This is a genomic window from Thauera sp. DNT-1 (genome assembly GCF_055393985.1).
On sequence record NZ_AP043752.1, the window covers coordinates 4,039,130 to 4,061,928 of the forward strand.

A 22,799-nucleotide genomic window follows, 5' to 3' on the forward strand; every position below is an offset into this window, starting at 1 on the left:
CTATTTGCATCGCCCATGCGCCGATGCAAATGATGATATTTTTTTCGTTGACACACGCTCAGACTTCACTCCAGCGCGCTACCAAACGGAGCGCTCGGCGGGGTCTGGCCACCTCGTTCGGGCGCTCCAAACCCCTTAACTCTTGGAGCAAATGAAATGAACGTCAACAACCTGATCGAAGCCGCCCGCGATGACCTGACCATCCTCTTCGAGGAGCTGACCTCGTCTCGCGGCGTGCGCGCCGTGGCTGCGTGGCAGGCGCTGTGCGAGCCCGATGTTTCCTATCCCCTCGACGACGAGGAGGCACCCTACGAGTTCCGTCACGCCGTCGGCACCGACATTGGCTGGGAGGCAGCACAGGAGGGCTTGGACCCGAATGGCGACATCCCGCGGTACGTCGTCTACATGCGCCTGCATGCAGCCCTCGGAGCCGACTGGCCCGAGAACGCCCCGCGTCGCTACTTGCAGGTTGAGAAGGGGCTGGACCGCCTTGAGTCCGAGATGGTGGCTCAGGTCATGTGGAGCGTCGCGGTCGAACGCTATGAGCAGGTGCGCGAGTCGCTGCCACGCGAGGAGGAGTTCGAAGAAGCGACCGCCTGATCCGATGTCAGCGGGCCATCGAGCCCAAGGGCATGAAACAAAAGGGCCACCGTCGAGGTGGCCCTTTTCCATGCACGGCGGGGGCACGCGTCATAGAGGAATGTCCACGGCCAGCGGGCCGCGGCTCTTCCTCAGGTAGCGCAGGACGGCGCCGCCGAGCTGGCCGAGGGTGAGGTCTCGCTTGAGCAGCGTCGGGCGCATGAGGGTCGCGCACGCCTCGTCGTCCCACCCAATCTCCGGCGGCACGGGCACGGCGCACTCCTCGACGGCGAGGTCGAACGGACCCGGCTCGTCGAGCAGGTCGGGCAGGCACACCCATTTGTGGAACCACGCCTCGCGCCATGCCAGCGCGGCGTCGCCCGTCCTGTCGCCCTCGGGGAAGTCGGCCACGCGGATGACGAACACGTCCCCGCCCGCCGAGCGTCGGACCCTCACGCGTCGGGGTCTGATCTTGGGGCGCGACTTCAGCAAGGCTCGTCCTCCCCGCGCTCGGCGCGCTGACGCTCGGGCACCGCGGCGCCCTTCTTGCGCATGTCGTGGGCGTACCACCTGACCGACTTGGCGGATGCCTGCGCGCCCTCGATCTGCGCGTTGACCATCGCCGCGATGACGGCGTGCGGGTAGCCTGCAGGGTCCATCAGCAGCTCGTGGGCGAGTCGGCCGATGCCCTTGCCGCTGGGCTTCTTCTCGGTCTCTGTCGGGGCCTCGGTCGTCTCGGCGGCGTCGGCCTGCGGCTGTGCATGCGGCTCGGTCACCTCGGGCTCTGCGTGCTGCCCGAACGACGCGAGGTTGATGTTCTTGGCCTCGACGATCGACTCGATCCGCGCCACCAGCTTGCCTCGGGTCGCAAAGGTCTTGGGTCCAGCAGCCTTGTCGGCGATCTGGTTGTGCAGGGCCAGCAGGTCCTTGGTGCTCATCTCTTGCAGGTTCATCTCACGCTCCTGTGGTTGGGGTGTGAGGTCATTAGGTCGTGATTCCAGCCCGTTGGGAGCCCACCCTTGACTATGTCTGTGTACGTTGTACACTGGCATTGTGAATGATGTTCACAGGAAGGTGGGTATGGCTCAGCAGAGCGATGAACTTGTGGGGATAGGTGAGATTGCCGAGATGGCTGGGGTGTCCCGTCAAGCCGTTGCCAATTGGCGCGTGCGTGCGGCTGACTTCCCCAGCCCGGTTACGGAGCTAGCCTCCGGGCCGATCTTCCGGCGCTCGCAGATTCGGTCTTGGCTAAAAAGGAACAAAAGGAACACTCCAATGACTCATGTAATTTCGACGATCAATTTGAAGGGTGGTGTCGCGAAGACAACCACGTCTGTGGCGCTGGCCGAGGTCTTCTCGGCGGAGATGCGAAAGAAGGTCCTGGTCATCGACCTGGACCCTCAGACCAACGCAACGATCATGCTGCTCGGGGAGGACAAGTGGCTTGAGTTGAACAACCAGGGGCACACGCTGGCCCAGTTGTTCAAGGACGCCATGAACCCCGACGTGAAGAAGTTCGACCTCAACGCCACGCTCCAGAAACGAGTGGGCGACGTCCAGGAAGCCAGGACCATCGACCTGCTGCCGTCGAGCCTCGACCTGATCGACGTGCAGGACCAACTCGCATCCGCGCCGTCGGGGAAGTTCTACGCAGTGAACCCGGTGGAGCTCCTCTGGCGGGCAGTCAAGTCCAAGCTGGATGACTACGACATTGTCATCATCGACTGCCCTCCGAACTTGGGAATCGTCACGCTGAACGGTCTGCGCCTGTCAGACGCCTACATCATCCCCACCATCCCCGACCATCTCTCGACCTATGGCATCCCTCAGATCGTGACCCGCGTAGGTGAGTTCGCGCAGGCCATCGGAGAGAACATTGACCCGCTGGGCATCGTCATCACGAAGTACCAGGCCAATTCGACGGTGCACAACACCGTGCTGAGGCAGCTTCAGACCGACGCGAACTTCCCCGACGTGTACGGCACGAAGGTCAAGCAGACCAACACGGCATCGGCGGCAGCGGAGCACACGGCGCACAAACGGACGCTGCGGCAGAAGTATGGCTCCGACCCCAACGGACTCACCTCGACCTACATCGAGCTGGCGAAGGAAATTTGGGACGACCTGGAGGGCGAATTGTGAGCCTGCGGAACACACTCAGCCGCCTGATGCGGGCGGTAATCGAGGAGGCAGAGCGCAACCCTGACTTCGAGGCTGCGCTCAACGACGCCCTCGGCTCCTCGACACAGGGCAAGCGCAAGCCGCCCAAAGCGGAAGCCCTCGGTACGGCGGACGATGGCGAGGCGAAGCGCGGGAAGAATCGGCGAGCTCCGGCCGCACTCGATCCCGTCCAGGTCGTACGAGACGGCGAACCGACCCTGCGAAGTGCTCTGGAAAAGCTGTCGCTGGAACAACTGCGTGACATCGTCGCCGAGTACGGCATGGACCCAGGCCGACTTGTGATGAAGTGGAATACACCGGAGCGTGTTATCGACAGGATCGTGGAGATGTCGGTCGCGAGGGCGCACAAGGGCAACGCCTTCCGTAAGCCCGCAGACGAGTCGCCACCTCCAGCCACGGAGGCAAACGAAACGCCACCCCCTGATACCAGATCAGACGGCGAGCCATCGTAACCTCATGAAAAAGAAGGGCCGTCCTTGTGGGACGGCCCTTGAAGACACGGCCGGGGCAATTTCGGCCTCTGTTCCGACCCCGGCCGTTGGCACCAAACCTAGTGCATGTGTGCGAACGGGTGGCGCTCGGCCACGGCGAGGTCCTCGCGGGAGACGTAGGCGTCCCACGCGCGGGAGTAGTGGTAGCCGAGGAGCCGCGCCGCGTCGTCGAAGTCCGGGGACCAGGGCTCAACCCCGACGCTGCGGGCCTGCTCGGCCAGCACGTCGAGGATGTCAGCCCCGGTGCGGAGCGCAACCGCCAACCCGGCGAGCGCGACCGCGACCGGGTGGCGCGCCTCGTAGGTGGGCTGCTTAGTCATCGCCGATCACCCCGCGGTCGATCGCCTTCTCACGGAGGCCCAGGGCCACCGTGTTGAGCGGGTTGCTCTTGCCGGAGCGGAAGGTGCGGATGGAGACGAGGATGCCCTGCAGGCGAAGGTCCCCGAGCTTGATGAACTCGTTCACCTTCAGGTAGTCCGGCATCTGCATAGCGAGGGCGAACTCGGCCGGGCCGTGGGGGCGATCCTTGGTCGGCATGCGGTCCAGGAGGCTCAGCACGGCGGCGGCGAGCGGCACGTTCTGGGTGGACACCGCCACCTGCGCCATGCTCGCCAGCTCGGCGGGGCCCGCGTGCTGGAGCTGCTGGAGATACTCGGTCCTCTTGGGGTCACCGAGGGCGGCGCGGGACAACACCTTCGCGGGGCTGTCGTAGAACTGGCGCTGGTCGATGAGCTGCGCGTGCGGGGCGCCTGCGTCCTTGATGAGCTTGTCGAGCTCGGCCTCGGCGTTGTCCTTGATCTGCCGCACGCTAGCGAGGGTCTCCTGCTCGGCGAAGCGCGCGAGGTCGCCCGCGCTCAGGCCGGGGGCCGCCTTCCAGCGGGATGCGATCTGGCGCTTCCGCTCGGCGACGTCCTGGTTCAGACGCTCGATGACCTTCAGGGTCTTCGTGTGGAGTGCGTCAAGGCTGGACGCGAGCGCCCCTATTTCGGCGGCGGTAAGGAGGGGGGTGTTCGACAGTGCGGGCATGGCTCGTGGCTCCTATGAGGTTGTGGGTCCTCCGGCCGCCTTCGAGCGCATGCACCAAGCCTTGATGCGGGTCGCGCGCCATCGGCGACCGGAATGACTCTGATCGTGTCGCGCGGGTAGCGCGAGGGACACCAACGTTTGCCATGCCGTGTCCCGCTCGGGGCCGAGCGGTCACGCCGCCATGTGGATCATGGGCTTAGCGGCGGCGACCCGCCGACAACAAATCAGGGGGCGCGTGCGGCCAGCGCCTTGACGACCTTGAGGAGGTCCTCGTCGCGGTGGTTGGAGCGCATTTGGTTGTACAGCAGGCAGACTACCCTCACGTTGCCCAGCACGTAGCCTTTCGAGCCGTCGATGCGGTCAACGCTCGGCGCCCAAGGTCGGTATTTGGTCGAGCCGTCGTGCTCCCATGTCAGCGGCAGGCCGGTAGCGCTGCATGTCATCGGGGCGAGCATCTGCACGATGTCTGCTTCGGTGATGGTGCACTCATGACCGCGCGCCTTAGCGGAGGCTCGGCATTGACGGAGCAGGCTTCTGGGCGGATACGCTTCTCGCCAGCGCTTGCTAGCCTCATTGGTCAGCGCTCGATCAGCCTCAACCCACGCTTCACCGTGCCGGCGAAAGCGAGAGCAATAGCTTGAAAGCGCCTTGCGGTTCGGCGCCCTACCTGTGTCCCTCTCTATCAGCCTCGATAGCTCGTCAAGGTCCATCACGCCAGCAGCCATGTGGCGCGTGGCACTCTCCCGCATAGTCATCGTCATCTCGGGCATCTCCATTTCATTGATGCCCTTATCCTGTCGTGCTTCGTTGTCCGCGCGAGCCGTCGCGGCTCCATGTGGATCAACGACTTCGGGCGTCGCGCCCTCTGTTCGCGTGTCAGGTGTTCTGTTCTGGGTCTGCACCGACGGGCCACCCTCCGGCGCCTCCGCAGGTCGAGCACATGCGGGCGCGGACGACGTCGGGGCTGAAGTGCGGCCTCCCGCACGACATGCACCTGACGTAGCCGAGCCGGCGCACGACCTTCGGCGGTTCCTCGTTGGGGTCCATCACGGATGCCCTGCGAGCGAGGTCGCCGTCGAAGGCCCATAGCGCCGGCTCGATCAGCGGCTTCGCCACGTCGCAGTCCTCCGGGGTCCTGACCCTGCGAGGGCCGGGCGTCGCGCCGAGCCATCGGTATGTGGGCCAGTGGTCCAGGGGGGCGCGCCTCTGCACCGTCGATACCGGGAGCCCCAGCGCCTCCGCCGCCTGCCGGGCGCTGGGGTAGCGCACCCCATCGACCTCGACCGGCGTAGCGAGCCCGTTAGTCCCCGCGGTTGACGCTGCCATTGGCGCGGCCCGCCTCGTACTCGTCGGACATGGCGGCCCAGGTGTCCGCGTCGATGCGCGGGATCGGGCCGACGCAGGTCATCTCGCAGCTACGGGCCAGGGCGTCGCGCCCGCCCATCGCGGCGACCGTCTGCGGCGCCGTCTCGTCGAATGCGTCGAGGTTGCGGTCGATCTGCTCGGCACGTTGCAGGGCCTCGGCCACGGTCAGTTTCTCACTCGTCATCGTCTTGCTCCTTGTTCGCGTGGTACTTGGAGAGCAGCCCCGTCAGCGCCTTGCGCTCGTCGGCCGACATGCGCAGCAGCGCTTCAGCGTCGAGGCCCGTGGAGTCCACCTTGACCCGCAGGCGATCCGCCATCTGGTCGCCGTAGCGCCACTTGAGCAGGACCTCCATCAGCCTGTCGCTGTACTTGCGCACCGTCAGCGGGCGCTCGTCGCCGGTCTTGGGGTCGGTCACGGTTGAGACGCGGCCCTGATGGATGACGGGTTCATCCACGCCGACCGCAGCGCGCCGATAGGCTTCTTCGAGCAGGCTGTCGAGCGCCACTTCGACAGCGGCTTCCCACTGCGAGCGGAACTCCAGGTCGTTGGCGTTGTGATAGAAGGCCGTCGAACGCACGATCCCCGCAGCGGCTGCCGCCGCCTTGGGGCTCGCCGTGTCTTCCAGCACAGCAAGGAAGATCGCCTTCCTCTCTGGCGTGAAGGTGTTGGGGATCGATGGGCGGCTCACGTCTGTTCTCCGAAAAATGGCTTACGGAGTTATCGTGTCGTGCTTATGCGCGCAGGCACGCCATCGTTCTTTCAAGCGCATCAACGGCTTGGAGGGTCTTGGCCCTCGAATCGACGATCAGGGGGTGAGGCGGCCCGGATCGTTGGCCTCGCGCGCGAAGATCTCGGCGCAGCAGGTCAGGCGCGTTCGACCACCGCGATTCCCTTTTTGATGAGGTTATTCAAAGACAGACTCCGGGCAGACTTCGCTTTCACTTTCTAAGAAAGTGAAAGCTGTGAAGTCTCGTCTGCCGTGGTCGAAATCTCGACCGAAGTCTCAGCGCTGAGTGGTCGCATAAGCTGTTGATTCGGAACAGACTTCAGACTTCGCGCCGACGCTGAAGTCTCCGAAGTCTTGAGACTCCAAAATCAGACTTCAGGAGACTTCGCGGGGTCGTCATACGGCTGCCTCCACGCGCACCACCTTCGGCGCCGTCGAGTGCTTGCCGACGCGCTCGCACCAAAGCCAGAAGTGGCGACCGTCCCATGCTGCCCGCACGGCGTCGATGCGTCCCTCGGGCACCTTGTCTGCCACCGCGCGCTGAGCCGAGCTCTTGCTCAAGCCCAAGCGCTTGATTGCGGCATCCGTGAGGTCGGCTGCCTTGAGCGTGCCGGCCGTCGCGCCCAACTCGCAGGCCAGGGCGAGAAGTCCATCATTCGGCGTCGCCTCATCCGCGAAGTCGGAGGCTGCGTCGGCCATCACGGTCGGCCTGAGCACCAGGGAGTCCGCCACCTTCTCCAGGTTGAAGTGCATCGGCCCCTCGCGCTCGGCGTCCTTCTGCTTCTGCACGGCAACCCTGATGGAGCGCCTGTCCTTGTCGCGCTCCACCTCGACGGTGGTGTCCATCGCGCCCAGTAGCGCGGTGCTGCCGCGCATGCCCTTGCTCGCGTCCTTGCCCGAGTGGTGCACGACCACGACGGCCGCGCCGGTCGTGTCGCGCAGCCGCTTCATGCTGGCGATGTAGCGGCTCATGTCCTTCGCCGAGTTCTCGTCTGCGCCCGCTGCCGTCTGGTTCAGGGTGTCGATGACGATCAGCTTCAGCGGGCCCAGCTCGTCGGCCACCGTCTTCACGAAGGCGCGCACGGCCCCGTCCTTCTCGGCGGCGAGGTTGAGTTCGTCGCGCATGAGGCGGAAGTCGAAGGCTTGCCCCTGAGCGTTCCGGCTCATCTTCCAGGCGCGGACCCGCTTGCCGAGGCCCGGCGCGCCCTCCGCCGCGATGTAGAGAACCGCTCCCCGCTCGACGGCGCGCCCGTGCCAGTCCATGCCCCCGGCCACGGCCATCGACATGTCCACCGCGAGGAACGACTTGCCCGACTCCGGGGCTCCGTAGATCGCCGCGAGACTGCCCTCGGTGAGCACGCCGGGGATCAGCCACTTCGGCGGCGGCAGCGCCTCCAGCTCGTCGATGGTCAGGAAGTGCCAGCGGGTCTGCCTCTGCGGCGGCTCGTCGGAGCCGTCCCACACGTCGAAGTCGTCCTCGGGGTCGGGGTTCGGGACTTGCCCGCCGGCCTCATGGACCAGCTTGTGCAGCAGCCGCGCGGTCACGGGCTCGCCGCGCGGAGCGCGGGCGTGCAGCGAGTCCCACCGATTGCCGATGACCCAAGCGTCGTCGGCGTACTTCGCGTCCTGCGTGGACCAGTCGATGAACTCCTGCCGCCCCTCGCCGTTGGTGGCGTGGTGGCAGGCCATCATCAGCGGCAGCCACTCCCCGTCGTGGTCCCGGAAGTCTTCGGGGGCGAGCCATTCGAGCGCACCCTCAAGTTGGCGCGGCGTGAGTTCGCCTGCCTCGCGTCCCAGGTGTTCGCGGACGGGGCGGCGCACGGCATCAAGCGCCGTCGCCGGCAGGTCGGGCATGTCCGCGAAGTCGGACGAGAAGTCGTCCCAGCGGTACACGCCGCCGCACGGGTGGACGGAGCCGGCCGCGACCACCTGCCGGCCGAGCGTCTTGAACTCGATGCCGGGGAACTGCTCCAGGCTTTCGAGCGTCTGCGCGTCGGCAGGCTTGCGGAAGTAGAAGTGGTGCCCCCCGCTGCCTGTCACGACGTGCGGGGCGACCGAGGTGTCGATGCCCAGCGCGGCCGTCACCTCGGCGAGGCTGTCGCGTCCATCGGGGAAGTTGCGCGGATCGACGTCCAGCACGACCACGTCGGCCGGGATGCGGAACCCGACGTTCAGGCCGCCGTGACGGGCGCGTTCGAGCACGGAGTCGGCGGAGTAGGCGCGGCGCTGCCACGTCGGATCGATGGGCGACTTGCCGCGATCCCGGCCGCGTTGGTCCTTCTTGTGCCATGCGTGCAGCGGGATCAGGTCGAACCCGGCCTCGCGGTAGCGGGCCATTTCGGCGAACGATGGTTCGAGCGCGCGGCGGGCTCCGACATGATTTGATCCCGTGAGCTGTTGCATGCTCGCGCCCTCTGCTTGATCGACCTTAGCGCCCGCGGACTCGTCCCCCGTGGGCGTTTTCTTTTTCGCGCTCATGCTCAGCCTCCCGTCGTCACGTAGGCACGGAGGTCACCCATGCGGTAGCGGATGACTTTGGGGCCGACGCGAACGAACGCGGGTCCGCCGCCGTTGCAGCGATACCAGGCTAGGGTCGTGTACTTGATACGCAGAACCTCGGCCGCCTCTTGGGCGGTGAGGAGCGCGTCGTCGGGCAGGGCGTGGAGCTTGGCGAGCTCGTCGGCGTTCAGTTGGCCGGGGGTGTACTGGTAGTAGGTTGCCATGGTGGGGCTCCGATCAGCGATTCCCCGTGGGGCAACGCGCCACCACGAGGACATCCGCAGCCTTTCGCCGCGGATCGGACCCGTGCTTCCCTTGTCATCGGGCGGGCCTCGGCTGTTCTTGCCACCGAAAGCACTTTTGACCGCCGTTGCTGGCGATCCTCGGCCCAGTTGCTGGGCCGGTTGATTCATATAGTGCCATGCGCCGGCTCGCAACGACACCAACATTGTGCCGGTCGCCCAGGCGAGTCCAGGTCGCGCCGAATGGGTCCGGGTGGCTCGGTATCAGGCCGACGCGCTCCGGGCTCGCCACGGGCCGCCTGGTGAGACCGTGCGGCTATTCCTTGGGCCTCGGCGGCCACTCGCCTTCCGTCCATTGCAGGCCCAGCGCATCGAGCACGTAGGCGCTTGCCCGCTCTTGGTAGCCGCGCAGGTGGTCGAGGCTCGGGTTCAGGTATCCCATCGTCACGTTGCCCGCCGCGTGGTTCAGCAGGAACTTCAACTCTGCGATGGGCACGCCCGCCGTAAGCGCTCCACGAACCCCATCCTTCCCGGGCTCTTTACGCCGTGATCAACTGCTCAGCCTTGAGATTCCAGGGCAGGAGGGCCTCGAAATGTTCGACGTTGGTCGCGGTGGGCAAGGCGCGCAGCACGTGGCGCAGCCACAGATACGGCTCGAAGCCGTTGGCCTTGGCGGTTTCGACCAGCGAGTAGAGGAGTGCGCTGGCACGCGCACCGGCCTGAGTGTCCGAGAAGAGCCATGCCTTTCTCCCGACCACGAAGGGACGGATGGCGTTTTCGGCGGGGTTGTTGTCGATCGGCAGATCGCCGCGCTCGAGGTAGCGCGTCAGACGCGGCCACTGCCGATGCAGGTAGCCCAGGGCACCCCCGAGCACCGAGGTGGGCGGCACGGTGGGGAGCACTTGGTCGAGCCAACGGCGCAGTTCGTCGATGACGGCGCGGCTTCTGCTCTGGCGTAGCGCCAGGCGCTGGGCGTCGTTCAGTTCGCGCGCGTCCTTCTCGATGGCGTAGAGCTTGCCGATCAGGGCCAGCGCTTCGTGGGCGCGGCCGCGCTTGCCGGCAGGCAGCACCTTGCTGGCATCGACGAAACGACGTCGCGCGTGCACCCAGCAACCGAGCCGGGTCACCCCTTCGGTGAAGGCAATTGCGCCGTAGCTCTCGAGCCCGTCGGCCATCAGATGCCCCTTCCAGCCTTCGAGCAGGCGTAAGGGCACCGCCTGCGCGCGGCTCGGATCGTACTCGAAGAGGACCACCGGCTTGCCCGGCGGTCCGCCGCGCTGCACCCACATCTGGCTCTTGCTCGTGGCTGCCCGGCCAGGCTCCTTGAGCACCTGCACCGGGGTTTCGTCCATGTGGATGACGTCGTGCCCGAGCAGCACGTCGCGCATCAGGTTGGCGAGCGGCTGCAGCGCCTGGGCGGTACCGATCACCCAGCGCGCCAGGGTCTGGCGCGGCACAAGCACGCCTGCGCGAGCGAGCACGTACTCGAAACGCGCCAGCGGCAGCCCATCGACGTACTTGATGACGATCAGCAAGGCCAGCAGGTCGTTGCTGGCGTTGCTCTTGGGCAGCACCTGCGCCGGGGCGCGGGCGGTGACCGGCGCCTGGTCGCCCTCGGGGCAGCCGTAGCGCTTGCGGATATGGCGCAGCACACGCACCTGCATCGGGACGATGTCGAGCTGTTCGCTGACGTCCTGGCCGATCTCGACCATGGGCGTGCCGCAGGCGCAGGTGCGCTCGGCCTCGGGGACGTCATGGACGACGTCGATGCGCGGCAGCTCGATGGGCAAGGGCTTGCGCTTACCACGCGCCTTCTTCTTGCCGGTGTCGGCGGACGCCTCACCCGTCGTCTCGGTGGCCGGCGGCGGCAAGGTTGCGGTGTCGAGCGCCTCGGGTGCGGACTCGGCCAGCGCCTCGGCCTCGTCGAAGAGCCAGGCCTGGCCCGCGTGCGATTCGCTGCTGGGCCCGAACATGCGCCGACGCGCCAGGCGAAGCTGCTCGTAGAGCTCGAGGATGCGTGCCTCGAAGGCCTTTTGCAGTTCAGCCTCCCGCGCATCGAAGGCTCTTTGGCGTTCAGCCTCCCGCGCATCGAAGACTTTCTGGAGTGCGGCCTCACGGGCCTCGAAGGCTGCCTGCCGTTCGGCTTCACGCGTCTCGAAGGCACGCTGCTGTGCCAGCAACAAGGCTTTGAGCGTTGCTGGATCGTCGGGCAACAGCTCGGCCAGGACGGATGCGCACACGCCAACGGAAGGGTTCGAGCGAGGGGCGGCGGTACGTTGCGGCATGCCGGAATTATACCCGATCACGCTACGTAACTGATTGGTATTGCAGCGTTTTATGCGGCCTTGCCGCCCACAGATCGAAGCCCTCAAGCAGCCATTCGAGCTCCTTCATCGTCAGTACGCAGGTGGGCTCGCCCGCCTCGGCCGCCGGCCAGGCGAAGCGCTCGGCTTCGAGCCGCTTGTACCAGAGGCAAAAGCCGTTGCGGTGCCAGTACAGCGCCTTGAGCTTGTCGCGGCGACGGTTGATGAACAGGTACAGTGCGTCGCCGAACGGGTTCAGCCCCAGCTCCTGCTCGACCAGTGCCGACAGTCCGCCGATGGATTTGCGAAAGTCGATCGCCGGCCGGTACAGATACACCGCACCGATCGAATGCCCCGGGTGCATCAGCGCCCCCGCTCGGCAAGGGCCACCGACAGCGCGGCCAGCCAGTCGACGCCGGGCAGCATCGCGCATTCGAGCCGCAACTGCGCGTCGATCACCACCGTGCAGCCCGCGCGGGGCGTCATCGAGGGTTCGATCTGGATCGGGACGAATCCGCCAAGCTTGGCGCGGCTACGACGGCCACCGGCCACCAGGCGCTTGCGCCACTGGTAGAGCGCCTGCGGCGACAGCCCCTCGCGCTCGGCGTACGCCTTCGTGGTGATGCCCTCGGCTTCGATTGCCGACAGGTGCGACAACCAGAACGTACTGCGCTCCGACATGCTCGTGCTCCCCGAAAAACGGAAGCCGAAGCATGAGGGCTCAACGGGGGCTACGTAAGGATGGGGTTCGTGGAGCGCTTACCGCCCGCCTGCAATGCCAACGTGGCGTAGGTGTGCCGCAAGGCGTGGCCCGTCAGGCCATCGAGCTCCCATTGCGCGACCTCGGCGACGTGGCCCGACTTCGAGTCGGCGGGGAACAGCCAAGGGCTCTTGCGGTGCAGGCGGGGCGACTCGCTCTGCCGGTGGCCGAGCAGGTCCGCGAGTGGCCCTGAGAGCGGGAGGTCGAAGGCGCGCTGTGCGCCACCCTTCGGCTTGGGGACGTGCAGGCGCTTCGTGCCAAGGTCAAGGTCGCCGATGCGCGCCTCGCAGGCCGACGTGCGCCGCATGCCCGTCAGGATCATGAACAGGTGCAGGTCGCGCCGCACGGGGTGCAGGTCGAGCACCGCCTTGCCCCATGCCCTCAGCTTGTCGGCGTTGGAATCCACCTTGCGCCGACGGAGGCCGTGGTAATCGACGTTGGCGCTCGGGTTCGCGGGCAACTCGGGATGCTCCCGCAGGCCGCGGTTATAAACCGCCCTGAAGATGCGGAAGACGGTGTCTGCGGTCGATGCCCCGTGCTTCTCTGTGATCCTGCGGTGGCGCTCGCGCATGCCCGCGCGGTCCGTGCCGAGCTCGGCCAGTGCCTTGTCGAGCCAATCGGGCAGGTACTGATCGCAGCAGTAGCGGTAGTCCTCCTTGGTCCGAGGGGACAGCGGCTTGGCGCCTAGGTGCAGGTCGAGCGCGTCGCGCAGGGTGATGCCGCGCGCCTTGGCCTTGCGGCGCTCCTCGTTCGGGTTAGCGCCGCCGCGCATCTCGACCAGCGTCTTGCGGGCGAGGTCGCGCGCCTGTTTGGCGTCCATCGATGGGTGGTCGCCCAGCTTCGTGCGGACCTGCTTCCCGTTGACGAGGGACTGAACGTAGAAGCTGCGCTTCGTGGGGGTGACGATCAGGTAGAACCCGCGCATCTCGGTGTCGGCGTGAAGTACCGACTTGCCGCGCTCAGGTGTAGGGCCGCGCTCGACGAGCGCCTGGGTGATCTTCGACTTCATGTGTTGGCTCCAGGTGACGGGGCCACGGCGCGAACACGGTTTTGCGCCACAACGTGCTGTGTTCAGTCACGCCGTTTCTGCCCCTGTAGAGCCATTAAGTCGTGTATTTCCCTTGTTGTAAGCGCCCCTGAACCATCTGATTTCAAATCATGGCATCATGTGCGCGTGCTGATTCGTAATGCGAAGGTCGGGAGTTCGAGTCTCTTCTCCGGCACCAATGGTTTCAAGCACTCAGGGCGGTCCTTCGGGGTCGCCCTTTTTGCTTTTCAGCTGGCATGTTGTCAAGCGACACGAAGATTTAACCCCCTGACGACATCTGGAATTGACCCCCTGGGTTAATCAACTCTCCGACGTGATCGGGGTGGGGGCAGCGGCCTTCTGCAGAAGGCCGCTGCGGCGCTTGTCGCGCAGCCGGTAGCTGTCGCCCCGGATCGTGATGACCTGGCTGTGGTGCAGCAGTCGGTCGAGGATGGCGGTAGCGGCCACCGCGTCGCCGAACACCTGCCCCCACTCGCCAACGGGCCGGTTGCTGGTGATCAGCATGCTGGCCCGCTCGTAGCGTCGCGACACCAGCTGGAAGAACAGGTGCGCAGCGGCCGGCTCGAGCGGCAGGTAGCCCAGCTCATCGATGATCAGCAGCTTGGGCTTGGAGAGCTGCAGCAGCTTCTCCTCGAGCCGTCCGTCGGCGTGCGCCTTCGTGAGCCCGGCCATCAGCGCCGCTGCCGAGGTGAAGAGCACCGTGTAGCCGCGATCCACCGCTTCGCGCCCGAGGGCGACCGCCAGGTGCGTCTTGCCTACGCCCGGCGGACCGAGCAGCAGCAGGGCCTGACCGTGCCCGATCCAGCGACCGGAGGACAGATCCCGGATCTGCCCTGGATCGATCGAGGGCTGCGCGTCGAAGTCGAAGCCTTCGAGCGTGCGCACGCACGGGAAGCGGGCGAGCTTCATGCCCATCTGGATGCGTCGGGTGTCGCGCCGGGCGACCTCGCGCTCGGCCAGGAAGAGCAGCGCTTCGCGCAGTGTCATCTGCGCCCGGCTGGCTTCGTCGAGCAGGCTGTCGAGCTGGTCGCGGATCGCCGTGAGCCGCAGCCGGGTGAGCAGTTCGTCGAGTCGGTCGGCATCGATCATCACCAGCCTCCTCCGACGAGCGCTTCGTACTCGGCCAGCGGACGCAGCAGCGCATCGGTGGGCGGCGGCGCCTCGATCTGGGCCGGCGGCAGCGACCCACCCAGCAGGTGGCTGCGCTCGATGCTGCGACCGCGACTGCCGGCGAGCTCCGCATGGCGGGCGACTTCCTCGCCTGCGTACTCGACCACCACGGTGTCGGCGCTGACCACGACCGTCACCGTCTCGCCAATCAGCCGCCACGGCACGCTGTAGGCGTTGGTGTCGAGCTCGATGCAGCCCTCCGCATTGACTCGGCGCACGAGCTCGCGCACCTGCAGGAAGGGGGCGATCCCGGCAACCGGGCGCAGGTGTTCACGCTCCAAGTCGAAGCGCTCAGCGGGCGTGACACCGGTCGTACCGTGGATGCGCACATCGGCCACCTCGCGCTGCCAGCGCGCCAGGTGCGCCTCCATCGCCGTCCAGCTCTCGAAAGCATGGCCGGCGATGGCGTTCTTCTTCACGTAGCCCACGCCGTTCTCGGTCTTGCCCTTGGTGCGCGCGCGAAACGGCGCGCACGCCTTGGCACGGATATCCCAGTGCCGGCAGAACGCCTCGAAGCGGCTGTTGAGTCGGACCTGGCGCGTCTGCGTGTCGTGTTTGTCGACCAGCGCCTTGGCGTTGTCGATGAGCAGCGTCTGCGGCCGTCCGCCGAAGTGGACAAACGCCGCCTCGATCCCAGCGAACCACGCACTCTGGCGCTCGTGCCGGAACGCACAGGCAAACCCCCGGCGCGAATAGCCCAGCGTCGCCACGAACAGGAACACTCGCACCGACTCGCCGCCGATCAGCACACGTGTCTGGCCGAAGTCGATCTGCATCTGTTCGCCCGGTCCGGTCTCGAAGCGGATCGTCGCACGGCGACTCGCCTCCAGTTCCTGGCGGAACCCTCGACACGCGCGCTCGACCGTGCGCAGGCTCGTCTCGATCCCCAATTCCTTGCTCAACTGCTGACGCACCACGTCGCAGTTGCCCCGGTGCTGCAGGAAACGCTCCCGCAGCCATGCGTCGTGACCGCCCAGCACGCTGGCACGCTGCGGCTGCCGGTACGCCACCGGCCCGCCCGCGTTCAGATACCGCCGCACCGTGTTGCGCGCGATGCCCAGCGCCTTCGCAATCCGCTTCGCACCCCAGCCCGATTGCCCCAACCGAACGATCGTCGTGACCGCCTCCGGCTCCAACATCTCCTGCACTCCGCAAACCAGACGGCGTACAGGATTCACCTCGATGTGCTTCGTTTCCAATGATGGCCTCCTCGCGAACGAGGGGGTCAGTTCCTCGTGTCGCTAGGGGGTCAATTTACGGTGTCGCCTGACACATGTAGCCGTCCTGCAAGCGCCTCGCGGAAGCGATGTGCCGAGTCGCCGAGGGCGTGCGTCCTGCCCGGGCCGCCGGGCTCCCGCTTGCGAGGCCGCTGGGTTATCGTGTCGGTTCCCATTCCAATTGTCTCCGGCCTTGCAGCGATCGCCCTCGATTCCGCGCCGAGGGACGCGGAGCGCCGCTGATGGGGCCGGACGGAGACCGAACATGAAGACTTCCCTGATCCTTACCCTGGTCGGCCCCGATCGTCCCGGCCTGGTGAGCGCGGTGTCGGCCTGCGCCGGCGCCCACGGCGCGAACTGGATGGAGAGCCGCCTGACCCGGCTGGCCGGGCAGTTCGCCGGCGTCGTGCGCCTCGAAGTGGATGCCGCGGCGGCCGACGCGCTCGAGCGCGGCCTGAGCGGGCTGGTTGCGGAAGGGCTCAAGCTGGCCGTCGTGCGGGCCGATGCGGGCGCCGCTGCGCAGGCGCGCCTGGCGCGTCTCGAGCTCGTCGGCCACGATCGTCCCGGCATCGTGCGCGACATTTCGGCCGTGCTCGCTCGCCACGGCCTCAGCATCGATGCGCTGGAGACGGCTTGCGAGAGTGCCTCGATGAGCGGCGAGCCGCTCTTTCGCGCGCGCGCGGAGCTGGCGGTGCCGGCAGGGGTCGGCCTCGCTGCGGTGCGCAACGACCTGGAGGCGCTCGCGAACGAGCTGATGGTCGATCTCGATTTCGAGGAAGTGTCCGAGCCGGCCGGCTGAGGACTCGCGGAGTTCGCGGGGGCGTGGCGCGTGCCGCGCATCCGCTCGACATGCCGGGGCTCCGCAGTGTTCGCGTGCGCTTGCGCGCGCGCCACGTTGGGGCAGCGACGTGGCGATCCGATTGACGCCTACGTCAACGTAATTTAAGGTGCTGCGCTGCAGCGGACGGCGTCCGCCGTCACCGATTTTTCGAGGAGAAAGGCGATGCAGATCGAGAATGGCGTATTCGTGATCACGGGTGGTGGCTCGGGCCTGGGCGCGGCGAGCGCGCGCATGCTGGTCGAAGCCGGTGGCCGCGTGGTGCTGGCCGACGTCAACGCGCAGGCGGGCGAGGCGCTCGCCGCCGAGCTCGGCGCTGCGGCCTGCTTCGTGCAGACCGACGTCACCGATGCCGACAGCGCCAAGGCGGCGATCGATACTGCGGTGCAGCGCTTCGGAGGCCTCAATGGCCTGGTCAGCTGCGCCGGTGTGGCGCCAGCCGAAAAGGTGGTGGGCCGCGAGGGGCCGCATCGGCTCGAGAGCTTCGCGCGTACCGTTTCGATCAACCTGATCGGCACCTTCAACATGTTGCGCCTCGCCGCCGACGTCATGAGCAAGGCCGAGCCCAATGCCGGCGGCGAGCGTGGCGTGATCGTGAATACCGCGTCGGTGGCCGCCTTCGACGGCCAGGTCGGACAGGCCGGCTACGCCTCGTCCAAGGCTGGCGTGGTCGGACTCACGCTGCCGGTGGCGCGCGAGCTGTCCCGCTTCGGCATCCGCGTAATGGCCATTGCCCCCGGCATCATGGAGACGCCGATGTTGATGGGCATGCCGCAAGAGGTGCAGGACTCGCTCGGCAAGATGGTTCCCTTCCCCTCGCGTCTCGGCAAGCCCGCCGAGTTCGCCGCGCTGGTGCGCCACATCGTCGAGAACGCCTACCTGAACGGCGAGGTGATCCGCCTCGACGGCGCGATCCGCATGGCCGCCAAGTAGGAAGGCGTTGCACCGCAGCAGCCGCCTGCCGGCGATGCTGCGGTGCAATAGCCGGGGCGGGTGAATTATGTTATTAAACCGGTTCCAATTTTTCCCGCCCCGCGCATCTGCGCTCGGGGCGGTTTCGCTTGGCGCCGATGACTCCTGTAGAACAGCCCGTTTCCGCGGCCGCCGCCGCAGCCGATGCCGCCGCGGATCGCGACTGCTATCACTGCGGTCTGCCGATCCCTCCCGAGACGCGGCACTACGTGCGCATCGACGGCCGCGAGCGGCGCATGTGCTGCGTCGGCTGCGAGGCGGTGGCGCAGTCGATCGTCGATAACGGCCTGGTGGATTACTACCGCCATCGCGACGCGATGCCCGAGACGCGGCGCGAGGCCATGCCGGTCGAACTGCAGGAGCTCGGCCTCTTCGATCACCCTGACTTCCAGAAGAGCTTCGTGCGCCCGGTCGGCGAGCACGAGCGCGAAGCCGCGTTGATCCTCGAGGGCATCACCTGCGCCGCCTGCGTGTGGCTCAACGAGAACCACGTCGCCCGCCTGTCCGGCGTGTCGGCGATCGAGATCAACTACGCCACCCGGCGTGCGCGCGTGCGCTGGGACGAGCGCCGGATCAAGCTTTCCGACATCCTCGCCGCGATCCAGGCGATCGGCTACCGCGCCTATCCCTACGACGCCGAGCGTTCCGAGCAGCTCGCCCATCGTGAGCGGCGCTCGATGCTGTGGCGGGTGTTCGTCGCCGGCTTCGGCATGATGCAGGTGATGATGTACGCCTTCCCGGTCTACGTGGCCGGCGAGGGCGACATGACCTGGGACATCGAGCAGCTGCTGCGCTGGGCCAGCCTGCTGCTGACGCTCCCGGTGGTGCTGTATTCGGCCGCGCCCTTCTTCCAGCGGGCCTGGCGCGACCTGCGCCTGCGCCGCCTGGGCATGGACGTGCCGGTCGCGCTCGGCGTGGGCAGCGCCTTCGCCGCCAGCCTGTGGGCGACGCTGACCGACGGGCCGGAAGTCTATTTCGATTCGGTGACGATGTTCGTGTTCTTCCTGCTCGGCGGACGCTACCTCGAGATGATCGCGCGGCAGAAGGCGGTGCGCGGGGTGGAGGAATTGGGCAAAGCCTTGCCCTCGTTCGCCGAGCGCATCGCCGGCTGGCCGGGGGAGTCCGCCGGCGAACGCGTGCCGACCTCGCAGCTGGTGGCGGGGGACGTGCTGCGTGTGCGCCCGGGCGAGGTGATCCCGGTCGATGGTCTGGTGGTCGAGGGTCGCGGCGAGGCCAACGAGGCGCTGCTGACCGGCGAGAGCATGCCGGTCCCCAAGGCGGTCGGCGATCGTGTCACCGGCGGCAGTATCAACGTATCCTCGCCGCTGCTGGTGCGCGTCGAGCAGGTCGGCGACGCCACTCGGCTGGCGGCGATCCGTCGCCTCATGGAACGCGCAGCGACCGAGAAGCCGCGCATCGCCTCGCTTTCGGACCGCATCGCCGCCTACTTCATCGTCACCTTGCTGGTGCTGGCCGCGGGAACCGGGGTGGCCTGGTACCTGATCGATCCCGCGCGTGCGCTGTGGGTCTTCGTGTCGGTGCTTGTGGTCGCATGTCCGTGCGCGCTCTCGCTCGCCACGCCGACTGCGCTCACCGTGGCCACGGACACGCTGGCGCGCATGGGTGTGCTGGTGACGCGCGGGCATGCGATCGAAACGCTGGCGCGGGCCAATCGTTTCGTCTTCGACAAGACCGGCACCCTCACGCTCGGCAAGATGCGGGTGGAGGAGGTGTGCGCGCTCGGCAGCGTGGACGCGGACCGGCTGGTGGTGCTGGCCGCGGCGATCGAGCAGGGTTCTGCGCACCCGGTTGCTGCCGGCCTGCGCGCGGCGGCGGGTGAGGCGGCCTTGCCGGCGGTGGCCGAGCTGGCTGCCGAGACCGGGCAGGGGATGCACGGCGTGGTCGAGGGCGAGCGCCTCTGGATCGGCCGCCCGGGCTGGGTCGCGGGTGTCGCCGGCCTCGCCGCGCCTGCTGCGCTCGCGGGCTTCGCCGCGCCCGGCGGCACGGTGATCGCACTCGCCGGGCGGGGCGGCTGGCTGGGGCTGTTCCGCCTTGGCGACAGCCTGCGCGCGGATGCGCCGATGATCACCCGTCGCCTGGCGGCCGAGGGTGCGGCGCTCGGCCTGCTTTCCGGCGACGCGCAGCCGGTGGTGGATGCGGTCGCCGCCCGGCTGGGAATCCACGACGCGCGCGGTGGCCTGGATCCGCAGGGCAAGCAACAGGCGATCGTCGACATGCAGCGCGACGATAGGGCGGTCGTGGCGATGATCGGCGACGGCGTGAACGACGCCCCGGTACTCGCCCAGGCCCACGTTTCGGTGGCGATGGGCGGCGGTACCGACCTCGCGCGCAACCAGGCCGACATCGTGCTGCTCAACGAGCGCTTCGTCAGCCTTGCCGACGGGATCGTGCTTGCGCGCAGGACCCTGCGCATCATCCGGCAGAACCTGTGGTGGTCGTTCGCCTACAATTTCACCTCGGTGCCGCTCGCCATGGCGGGGCTGGTGACCCCGTGGATGGCCGGCATCGGCATGGCGGCGAGTTCCTTGCTCGTCGTGCTCAACGCGATGCGCCTGCAGCGCGCCACGCGCACCGAGCGCGCAGGCGCGGAGAACTGAGATGGAAAGCCTCTACTTGCTGATTCCGCTGTCGGTCGTGCTGGTCTTCGTCATCGGGGTGTTGTTCTGGTGGTCGCTGCGCAGCGGCCAGTACGACGACCTCGAGGGTCCGGCCTACCGGCTGCTGATGGACGACCGCGAACAACTCCCGGGGGACGGGCAGGAGCGGGATGCAGACCCGTCCGGCGAGGTGGCTGCGAATGGGGTTTCCGATCGCCGTACCGGTTCCGCGGGTGAGCAATCGAGGTTTCGTTGACCTGCGTCAACTGCTGTCTCATGTAACGGTGGAAAATATCGGCGTTGCGACCGATCGCCTTTCATGACGATGGCGAGCGGTCCGGGGTTTATGTCTCTCTGTTGGGGTTGGGGGTGCGTGCAGACGCACCCTTTTTTTTGCCTCTCGAAAGGCATGCCGAAACCGCTGGATGCCTTGCAGGCATTGGCTTCCAGCCCGCTCGCACGATTGCGCGCCGCGCTCGTTGCTGGGTTTTGGGTTTGTTTTTGGACTAACTCCAATTTCCCCTTCCTTGGCCCCGTCTGCTGCAATACAATATTGACTTGTGTCAAATTGCGTATGTGGTCGTGGCGTATTCTCGCCCGAGTGGTTCGCCGCGGAAGTCTGCTGCGGCGCGACGCAAGCAGGGGTTTTCAAAAACAAAGAGGTGATCCAGATGCAATCGCAAGCGACTTATAACTATAAAGTCGTGCGCCAGTTCGCCATCATGACGGTGGTGTGGGGCATCGTGGGCATGCTCGTCGGCGTGATCGCCGCGGCACAGCTCGTGTGGCCCCAGTTGAACGTGCACGAATTCCTGCATTTCGGCAGGCTCCGTCCGCTGCACACCAACGCGGTGATCTTCGCGTTCGGTGGCTGCGCGTTGTTCGCGACGTCGTACTACGTCGTCCAGCGCACTTGTCACACCAGACTGTTCGCGCCGGGCCTGGCCGCGTTCACCTTCTGGGGCTGGCAGCTGGTCATCCTGCTTGCCGCGATCACCCTGCCGCTGGGTTACACCACCTCCAAGGAATACGCCGAGCTCGAATGGCCGATCGACATCCTGATCGCGATCGTGTGGGTGTCCTATGCCATCGTGTTCTTCGGCACCATTGCCAGGCGCAAGGTCTCGCACATCTATGTGGCGAACTGGTTCTTCGGCGGCTTCATCCTCACCGTCGCGCTGCTCCACATCGTGAACAGCGCCGCGATCCCCGTCTCGCTGACCAGCATGAAGTCCTATTCGGCCTATGCCGGCGTGCAGGACGCGATGATCCAGTGGTGGTACGGGCACAACGCGGTGGGCTTCTTCCTGACTGCGGGCTTCCTCGGCATGATGTACTACTTCGTGCCCAAGCAGGCCGACCGTCCGGTGTATTCCTATCGCCTGTCGGTGGTGCACTTCTGGGCGCTGATCTTCACCTACATGTGGGCGGGTCCGCACCACCTGCACTACACCGCGCTGCCCGACTGGACCCAGTCCGTGGGCATGGTGTTCTCACTGATCCTGCTGGCGCCGTCCTGGGGCGGCATGATCAACGGCGTGCTGACCCTGTCGGGCGCCTGGCACAAGCTGCGCACCGACCCGATCCTGAAGTTCCTCATCACCTCGCTGTCCTTCTACGGCATGTCGACCTTCGAAGGCCCGATGATGTCGATCAAGACGGTCAACGCGCTGTCTCACTACACCGACTGGACCGTCGGCCACGTGCACTCCGGCGCGCTCGGCTGGGTGGCGATGATCTCCATCGGCTCGGTGTACTTCCTGTTGCCGCGCCTCTACGGCAAGAGCGAGATGTACAGCGTCAAGCTGATCAACGCCCACTTCTGGATCGCCACCATCGGCATCGTGCTGTACATCGCCTCGATGTGGATCTCTGGTGTGATGCAGGGCCTGATGTGGCGCGCGACCAACCCGGACGGCACGCTGACCTACTCCTTCGTCGAGTCGGTCAAGGCCAGCTACCCGTTCTGGACGATCCGCTTCATCGGCGGCGCGATGTTCCTCGGCGGCATGCTGATCATGTTCTACAACATGGTGAAGACGATCGCCGGCCAGAAGGCCTATGACGCCCCGGTGCTCGCGCCCGCGGCTGCCCACGCCTGATCGGAGAACAACAACATGGCTCAATCGAAACACGAAAAGATCGAACGCAACGTATTCCTCATGATCGTGCTCACGCTGATGACCGTCAGCGTGGGTGGTCTGGTGGAGATCGTGCCGCTGTTCTTCCAGCACTCGACCACCACCGCGATCGACCACAAGGGCAATGCGCTCGACGTCAAGCCGTACGATCCGGTCCGTCTCGTGGGGCGCGACATCTACGTCCGCGAAGGCTGCTACAACTGCCACTCGCAGATGATCCGTCCGTTCCGCGCCGAGACCGAGCGCTACGGCCACTATTCGGTCGCCGGCGAGTACATCTACGACCACCCGTTCCAGTGGGGCTCCAAACGCACCGGTCCGGACCTCGCCCGCGTCGGTGGCCGCTACTCCGACGAATGGCAGCGTGTGCACCTGCTCAATCCTCGCGACGTCGTGCCCGAGTCGAACATGCCAGCCTTCCCCTGGCTCGATCGCCCGGTCAGGGCGGCGGACATCCAGGACCGCATGCGCGCGCTCAACAAGGTCGGTCTGCACAAGTACAGCGACGAGGAGATCGCCGCCGCGCCGGCCGCGCTCGAGGGCAAGACCGAACTCGACGCCGTCGTGGCCTACCTCCAGGGGTTGGGCACCGCGATTTCGCACTTCAGGTAAGGAAGCACT

Annotated in this window: 25 protein-coding genes; 9 read left to right on the plus strand and 16 right to left on the minus strand. The window is 66.6% G+C overall.

Translation table 11 applies throughout. The annotated features are described in order from the left end of the window. Window positions 1-156: 156 nt before the first annotated feature. Window positions 157-600, plus strand: coding sequence for a hypothetical protein (locus ACZ5PP_RS18625; RefSeq protein WP_464826441.1), 444 nt, complete (start codon window positions 157-159; stop codon window positions 598-600). Window positions 601-690: 90 nt separating this feature from the next. Here the strand turns inward: ACZ5PP_RS18625 and ACZ5PP_RS18630 are convergent, their stop codons facing one another. Both ACZ5PP_RS18630 and ACZ5PP_RS18635 read right to left on the minus strand, forming a co-directional pair. Further along, entirely contained in the window at window positions 691-1,005 is a 315-nt protein-coding gene (locus ACZ5PP_RS18630; RefSeq protein WP_464826442.1) for a hypothetical protein, read from the minus strand. Between the two features lie 59 nt (window positions 1,006-1,064). Then, complete coding sequence (locus ACZ5PP_RS18635; protein ID WP_464826443.1) at window positions 1,065-1,532, minus strand: hypothetical protein; 468 nt, start codon at window positions 1,530-1,532, stop codon at window positions 1,065-1,067. Between the two features lie 322 nt (window positions 1,533-1,854). Here ACZ5PP_RS18635 and ACZ5PP_RS18640 point away from each other — a divergent pair, with 322 nt between their 5' ends. Further along, a complete protein-coding gene (locus tag ACZ5PP_RS18640) occupies window positions 1,855-2,721 on the plus strand; it encodes a ParA family protein (RefSeq protein WP_464826444.1) in 867 nt (288 codons plus the stop codon). Further along, window positions 2,718-3,212 (plus strand): hypothetical protein, encoded by a 495-nt coding sequence (locus tag ACZ5PP_RS18645; RefSeq protein ID WP_464826445.1) that lies wholly within the window; start codon window positions 2,718-2,720, stop codon window positions 3,210-3,212. Before ACZ5PP_RS18640 ends, ACZ5PP_RS18645 begins: the two co-directional genes overlap by 4 nt. 98 nt (window positions 3,213-3,310) lie before the next feature. On the opposite strand, the gene ACZ5PP_RS18650 is transcribed toward ACZ5PP_RS18645, so the two are convergent. From ACZ5PP_RS18650 to istA, 14 genes are all read right to left on the minus strand, one after another. Further along, window positions 3,311-3,571, minus strand: coding sequence for a hypothetical protein (locus tag ACZ5PP_RS18650; RefSeq protein ID WP_464826446.1), 261 nt, complete (start codon window positions 3,569-3,571; stop codon window positions 3,311-3,313). Then, on the minus strand, window positions 3,564-4,277 hold the full coding sequence (locus ACZ5PP_RS18655; RefSeq protein WP_464826447.1) for a hypothetical protein: 714 nt from the start codon (window positions 4,275-4,277) through the stop codon (window positions 3,564-3,566). Before ACZ5PP_RS18655 ends, ACZ5PP_RS18650 begins: the two co-directional genes overlap by 8 nt. A 224-nt stretch (window positions 4,278-4,501) precedes the next feature. Further along, window positions 4,502-5,179 (minus strand): hypothetical protein, encoded by a 678-nt coding sequence (locus ACZ5PP_RS18660; protein ID WP_464826448.1) that lies wholly within the window; start codon window positions 5,177-5,179, stop codon window positions 4,502-4,504. A 398-nt stretch (window positions 5,180-5,577) separates the two neighbouring features. Beyond that, window positions 5,578-5,826, minus strand: coding sequence for a hypothetical protein (locus tag ACZ5PP_RS18665; RefSeq protein ID WP_464826449.1), 249 nt, complete (start codon window positions 5,824-5,826; stop codon window positions 5,578-5,580). Then, the gene (locus tag ACZ5PP_RS18670) at window positions 5,816-6,331 is read right to left on the minus strand and encodes a hypothetical protein (protein ID WP_464826450.1); all 516 of its coding nucleotides are present in this window, start codon (window positions 6,329-6,331) and stop codon (window positions 5,816-5,818) included. Before ACZ5PP_RS18670 ends, ACZ5PP_RS18665 begins: the two co-directional genes overlap by 11 nt. Before the next feature lie 435 nt (window positions 6,332-6,766). Continuing rightward, complete coding sequence (locus ACZ5PP_RS18675) at window positions 6,767-8,848, minus strand: AAA family ATPase (protein WP_464826451.1); 2,082 nt, start codon at window positions 8,846-8,848, stop codon at window positions 6,767-6,769. Window positions 8,849-8,850: 2 nt separating this feature from the next. Continuing rightward, a complete protein-coding gene (locus ACZ5PP_RS18680; protein ID WP_061362798.1) occupies window positions 8,851-9,093 on the minus strand; it encodes a helix-turn-helix transcriptional regulator in 243 nt (80 codons plus the stop codon). Window positions 9,094-9,427: 334 nt separating this feature from the next. Beyond that, window positions 9,428-9,592 (minus strand): hypothetical protein, encoded by a 165-nt coding sequence (locus tag ACZ5PP_RS18685; RefSeq protein ID WP_464826452.1) that lies wholly within the window; start codon window positions 9,590-9,592, stop codon window positions 9,428-9,430. Window positions 9,593-9,650: 58 nt separating this feature from the next. Then, window positions 9,651-11,396 carry an IS66 family transposase gene (tnpC, locus tag ACZ5PP_RS18690; protein ID WP_012584783.1) on the minus strand — a complete coding sequence of 582 codons (1,746 nt, stop codon included), beginning with the start codon at window positions 11,394-11,396 and terminating at the stop codon, window positions 9,651-9,653. 22 nt (window positions 11,397-11,418) lie between these two features. Then, complete coding sequence (gene tnpB, locus ACZ5PP_RS18695) at window positions 11,419-11,778, minus strand: IS66 family insertion sequence element accessory protein TnpB (protein ID WP_012584784.1); 360 nt, start codon at window positions 11,776-11,778, stop codon at window positions 11,419-11,421. Then, window positions 11,778-12,095 carry an IS66 family insertion sequence element accessory protein TnpA gene (gene tnpA, locus ACZ5PP_RS18700; protein ID WP_012584785.1) on the minus strand — a complete coding sequence of 106 codons (318 nt, stop codon included), beginning with the start codon at window positions 12,093-12,095 and terminating at the stop codon, window positions 11,778-11,780. Before tnpA ends, tnpB begins: the two co-directional genes overlap by 1 nt. A gap of 50 nt (window positions 12,096-12,145) precedes the next feature. After that, on the minus strand, window positions 12,146-13,183 hold the full coding sequence (locus tag ACZ5PP_RS18705) for a tyrosine-type recombinase/integrase (protein WP_464826453.1): 1,038 nt from the start codon (window positions 13,181-13,183) through the stop codon (window positions 12,146-12,148). A gap of 339 nt (window positions 13,184-13,522) precedes the next feature. Next, complete coding sequence (gene istB / locus ACZ5PP_RS18710) at window positions 13,523-14,311, minus strand: IS21-like element helper ATPase IstB (protein ID WP_004299423.1); 789 nt, start codon at window positions 14,309-14,311, stop codon at window positions 13,523-13,525. Continuing rightward, the gene (gene istA, locus ACZ5PP_RS18715; RefSeq protein ID WP_004299421.1) at window positions 14,311-15,531 is read right to left on the minus strand and encodes an IS21 family transposase; all 1,221 of its coding nucleotides are present in this window, start codon (window positions 15,529-15,531) and stop codon (window positions 14,311-14,313) included. The genes istB and istA overlap by 1 nt, the downstream gene beginning before the upstream one ends. Window positions 15,532-15,874: 343 nt before the next feature. On the opposite strand from istA, the gene ACZ5PP_RS18720 reads away from it, so the two are divergent. The 6 genes from ACZ5PP_RS18720 (at window position 15,875) to ccoO (ending at window position 22,790) form a co-directional block, all read left to right on the plus strand. Beyond that, window positions 15,875-16,408, plus strand: coding sequence for a glycine cleavage system transcriptional repressor (locus ACZ5PP_RS18720; protein WP_004310249.1), 534 nt, complete (start codon window positions 15,875-15,877; stop codon window positions 16,406-16,408). A gap of 204 nt (window positions 16,409-16,612) precedes the next feature. Beyond that, on the plus strand, window positions 16,613-17,380 hold the full coding sequence (locus ACZ5PP_RS18725; RefSeq protein WP_004310250.1) for an SDR family NAD(P)-dependent oxidoreductase: 768 nt from the start codon (window positions 16,613-16,615) through the stop codon (window positions 17,378-17,380). Between the two features lie 137 nt (window positions 17,381-17,517). Next, entirely contained in the window at window positions 17,518-20,037 is a 2,520-nt protein-coding gene (locus ACZ5PP_RS18730) for a heavy metal translocating P-type ATPase (RefSeq protein ID WP_012584945.1), read from the plus strand. 1 nt (window position 20,038) lies between these two features. Further along, window positions 20,039-20,293 carry a cbb3-type cytochrome oxidase assembly protein CcoS gene (gene ccoS / locus ACZ5PP_RS18735; protein ID WP_004303744.1) on the plus strand — a complete coding sequence of 85 codons (255 nt, stop codon included), beginning with the start codon at window positions 20,039-20,041 and terminating at the stop codon, window positions 20,291-20,293. Window positions 20,294-20,708: 415 nt separating this feature from the next. Next, window positions 20,709-22,139, plus strand: coding sequence for a cytochrome-c oxidase, cbb3-type subunit I (gene ccoN, locus ACZ5PP_RS18740; protein WP_004303745.1), 1,431 nt, complete (start codon window positions 20,709-20,711; stop codon window positions 22,137-22,139). A 15-nt stretch (window positions 22,140-22,154) separates the two neighbouring features. Further along, window positions 22,155-22,790 (plus strand): cytochrome-c oxidase, cbb3-type subunit II, encoded by a 636-nt coding sequence (gene ccoO / locus ACZ5PP_RS18745; protein WP_004303747.1) that lies wholly within the window; start codon window positions 22,155-22,157, stop codon window positions 22,788-22,790. Window positions 22,791-22,799 lie beyond the last annotated feature (9 nt).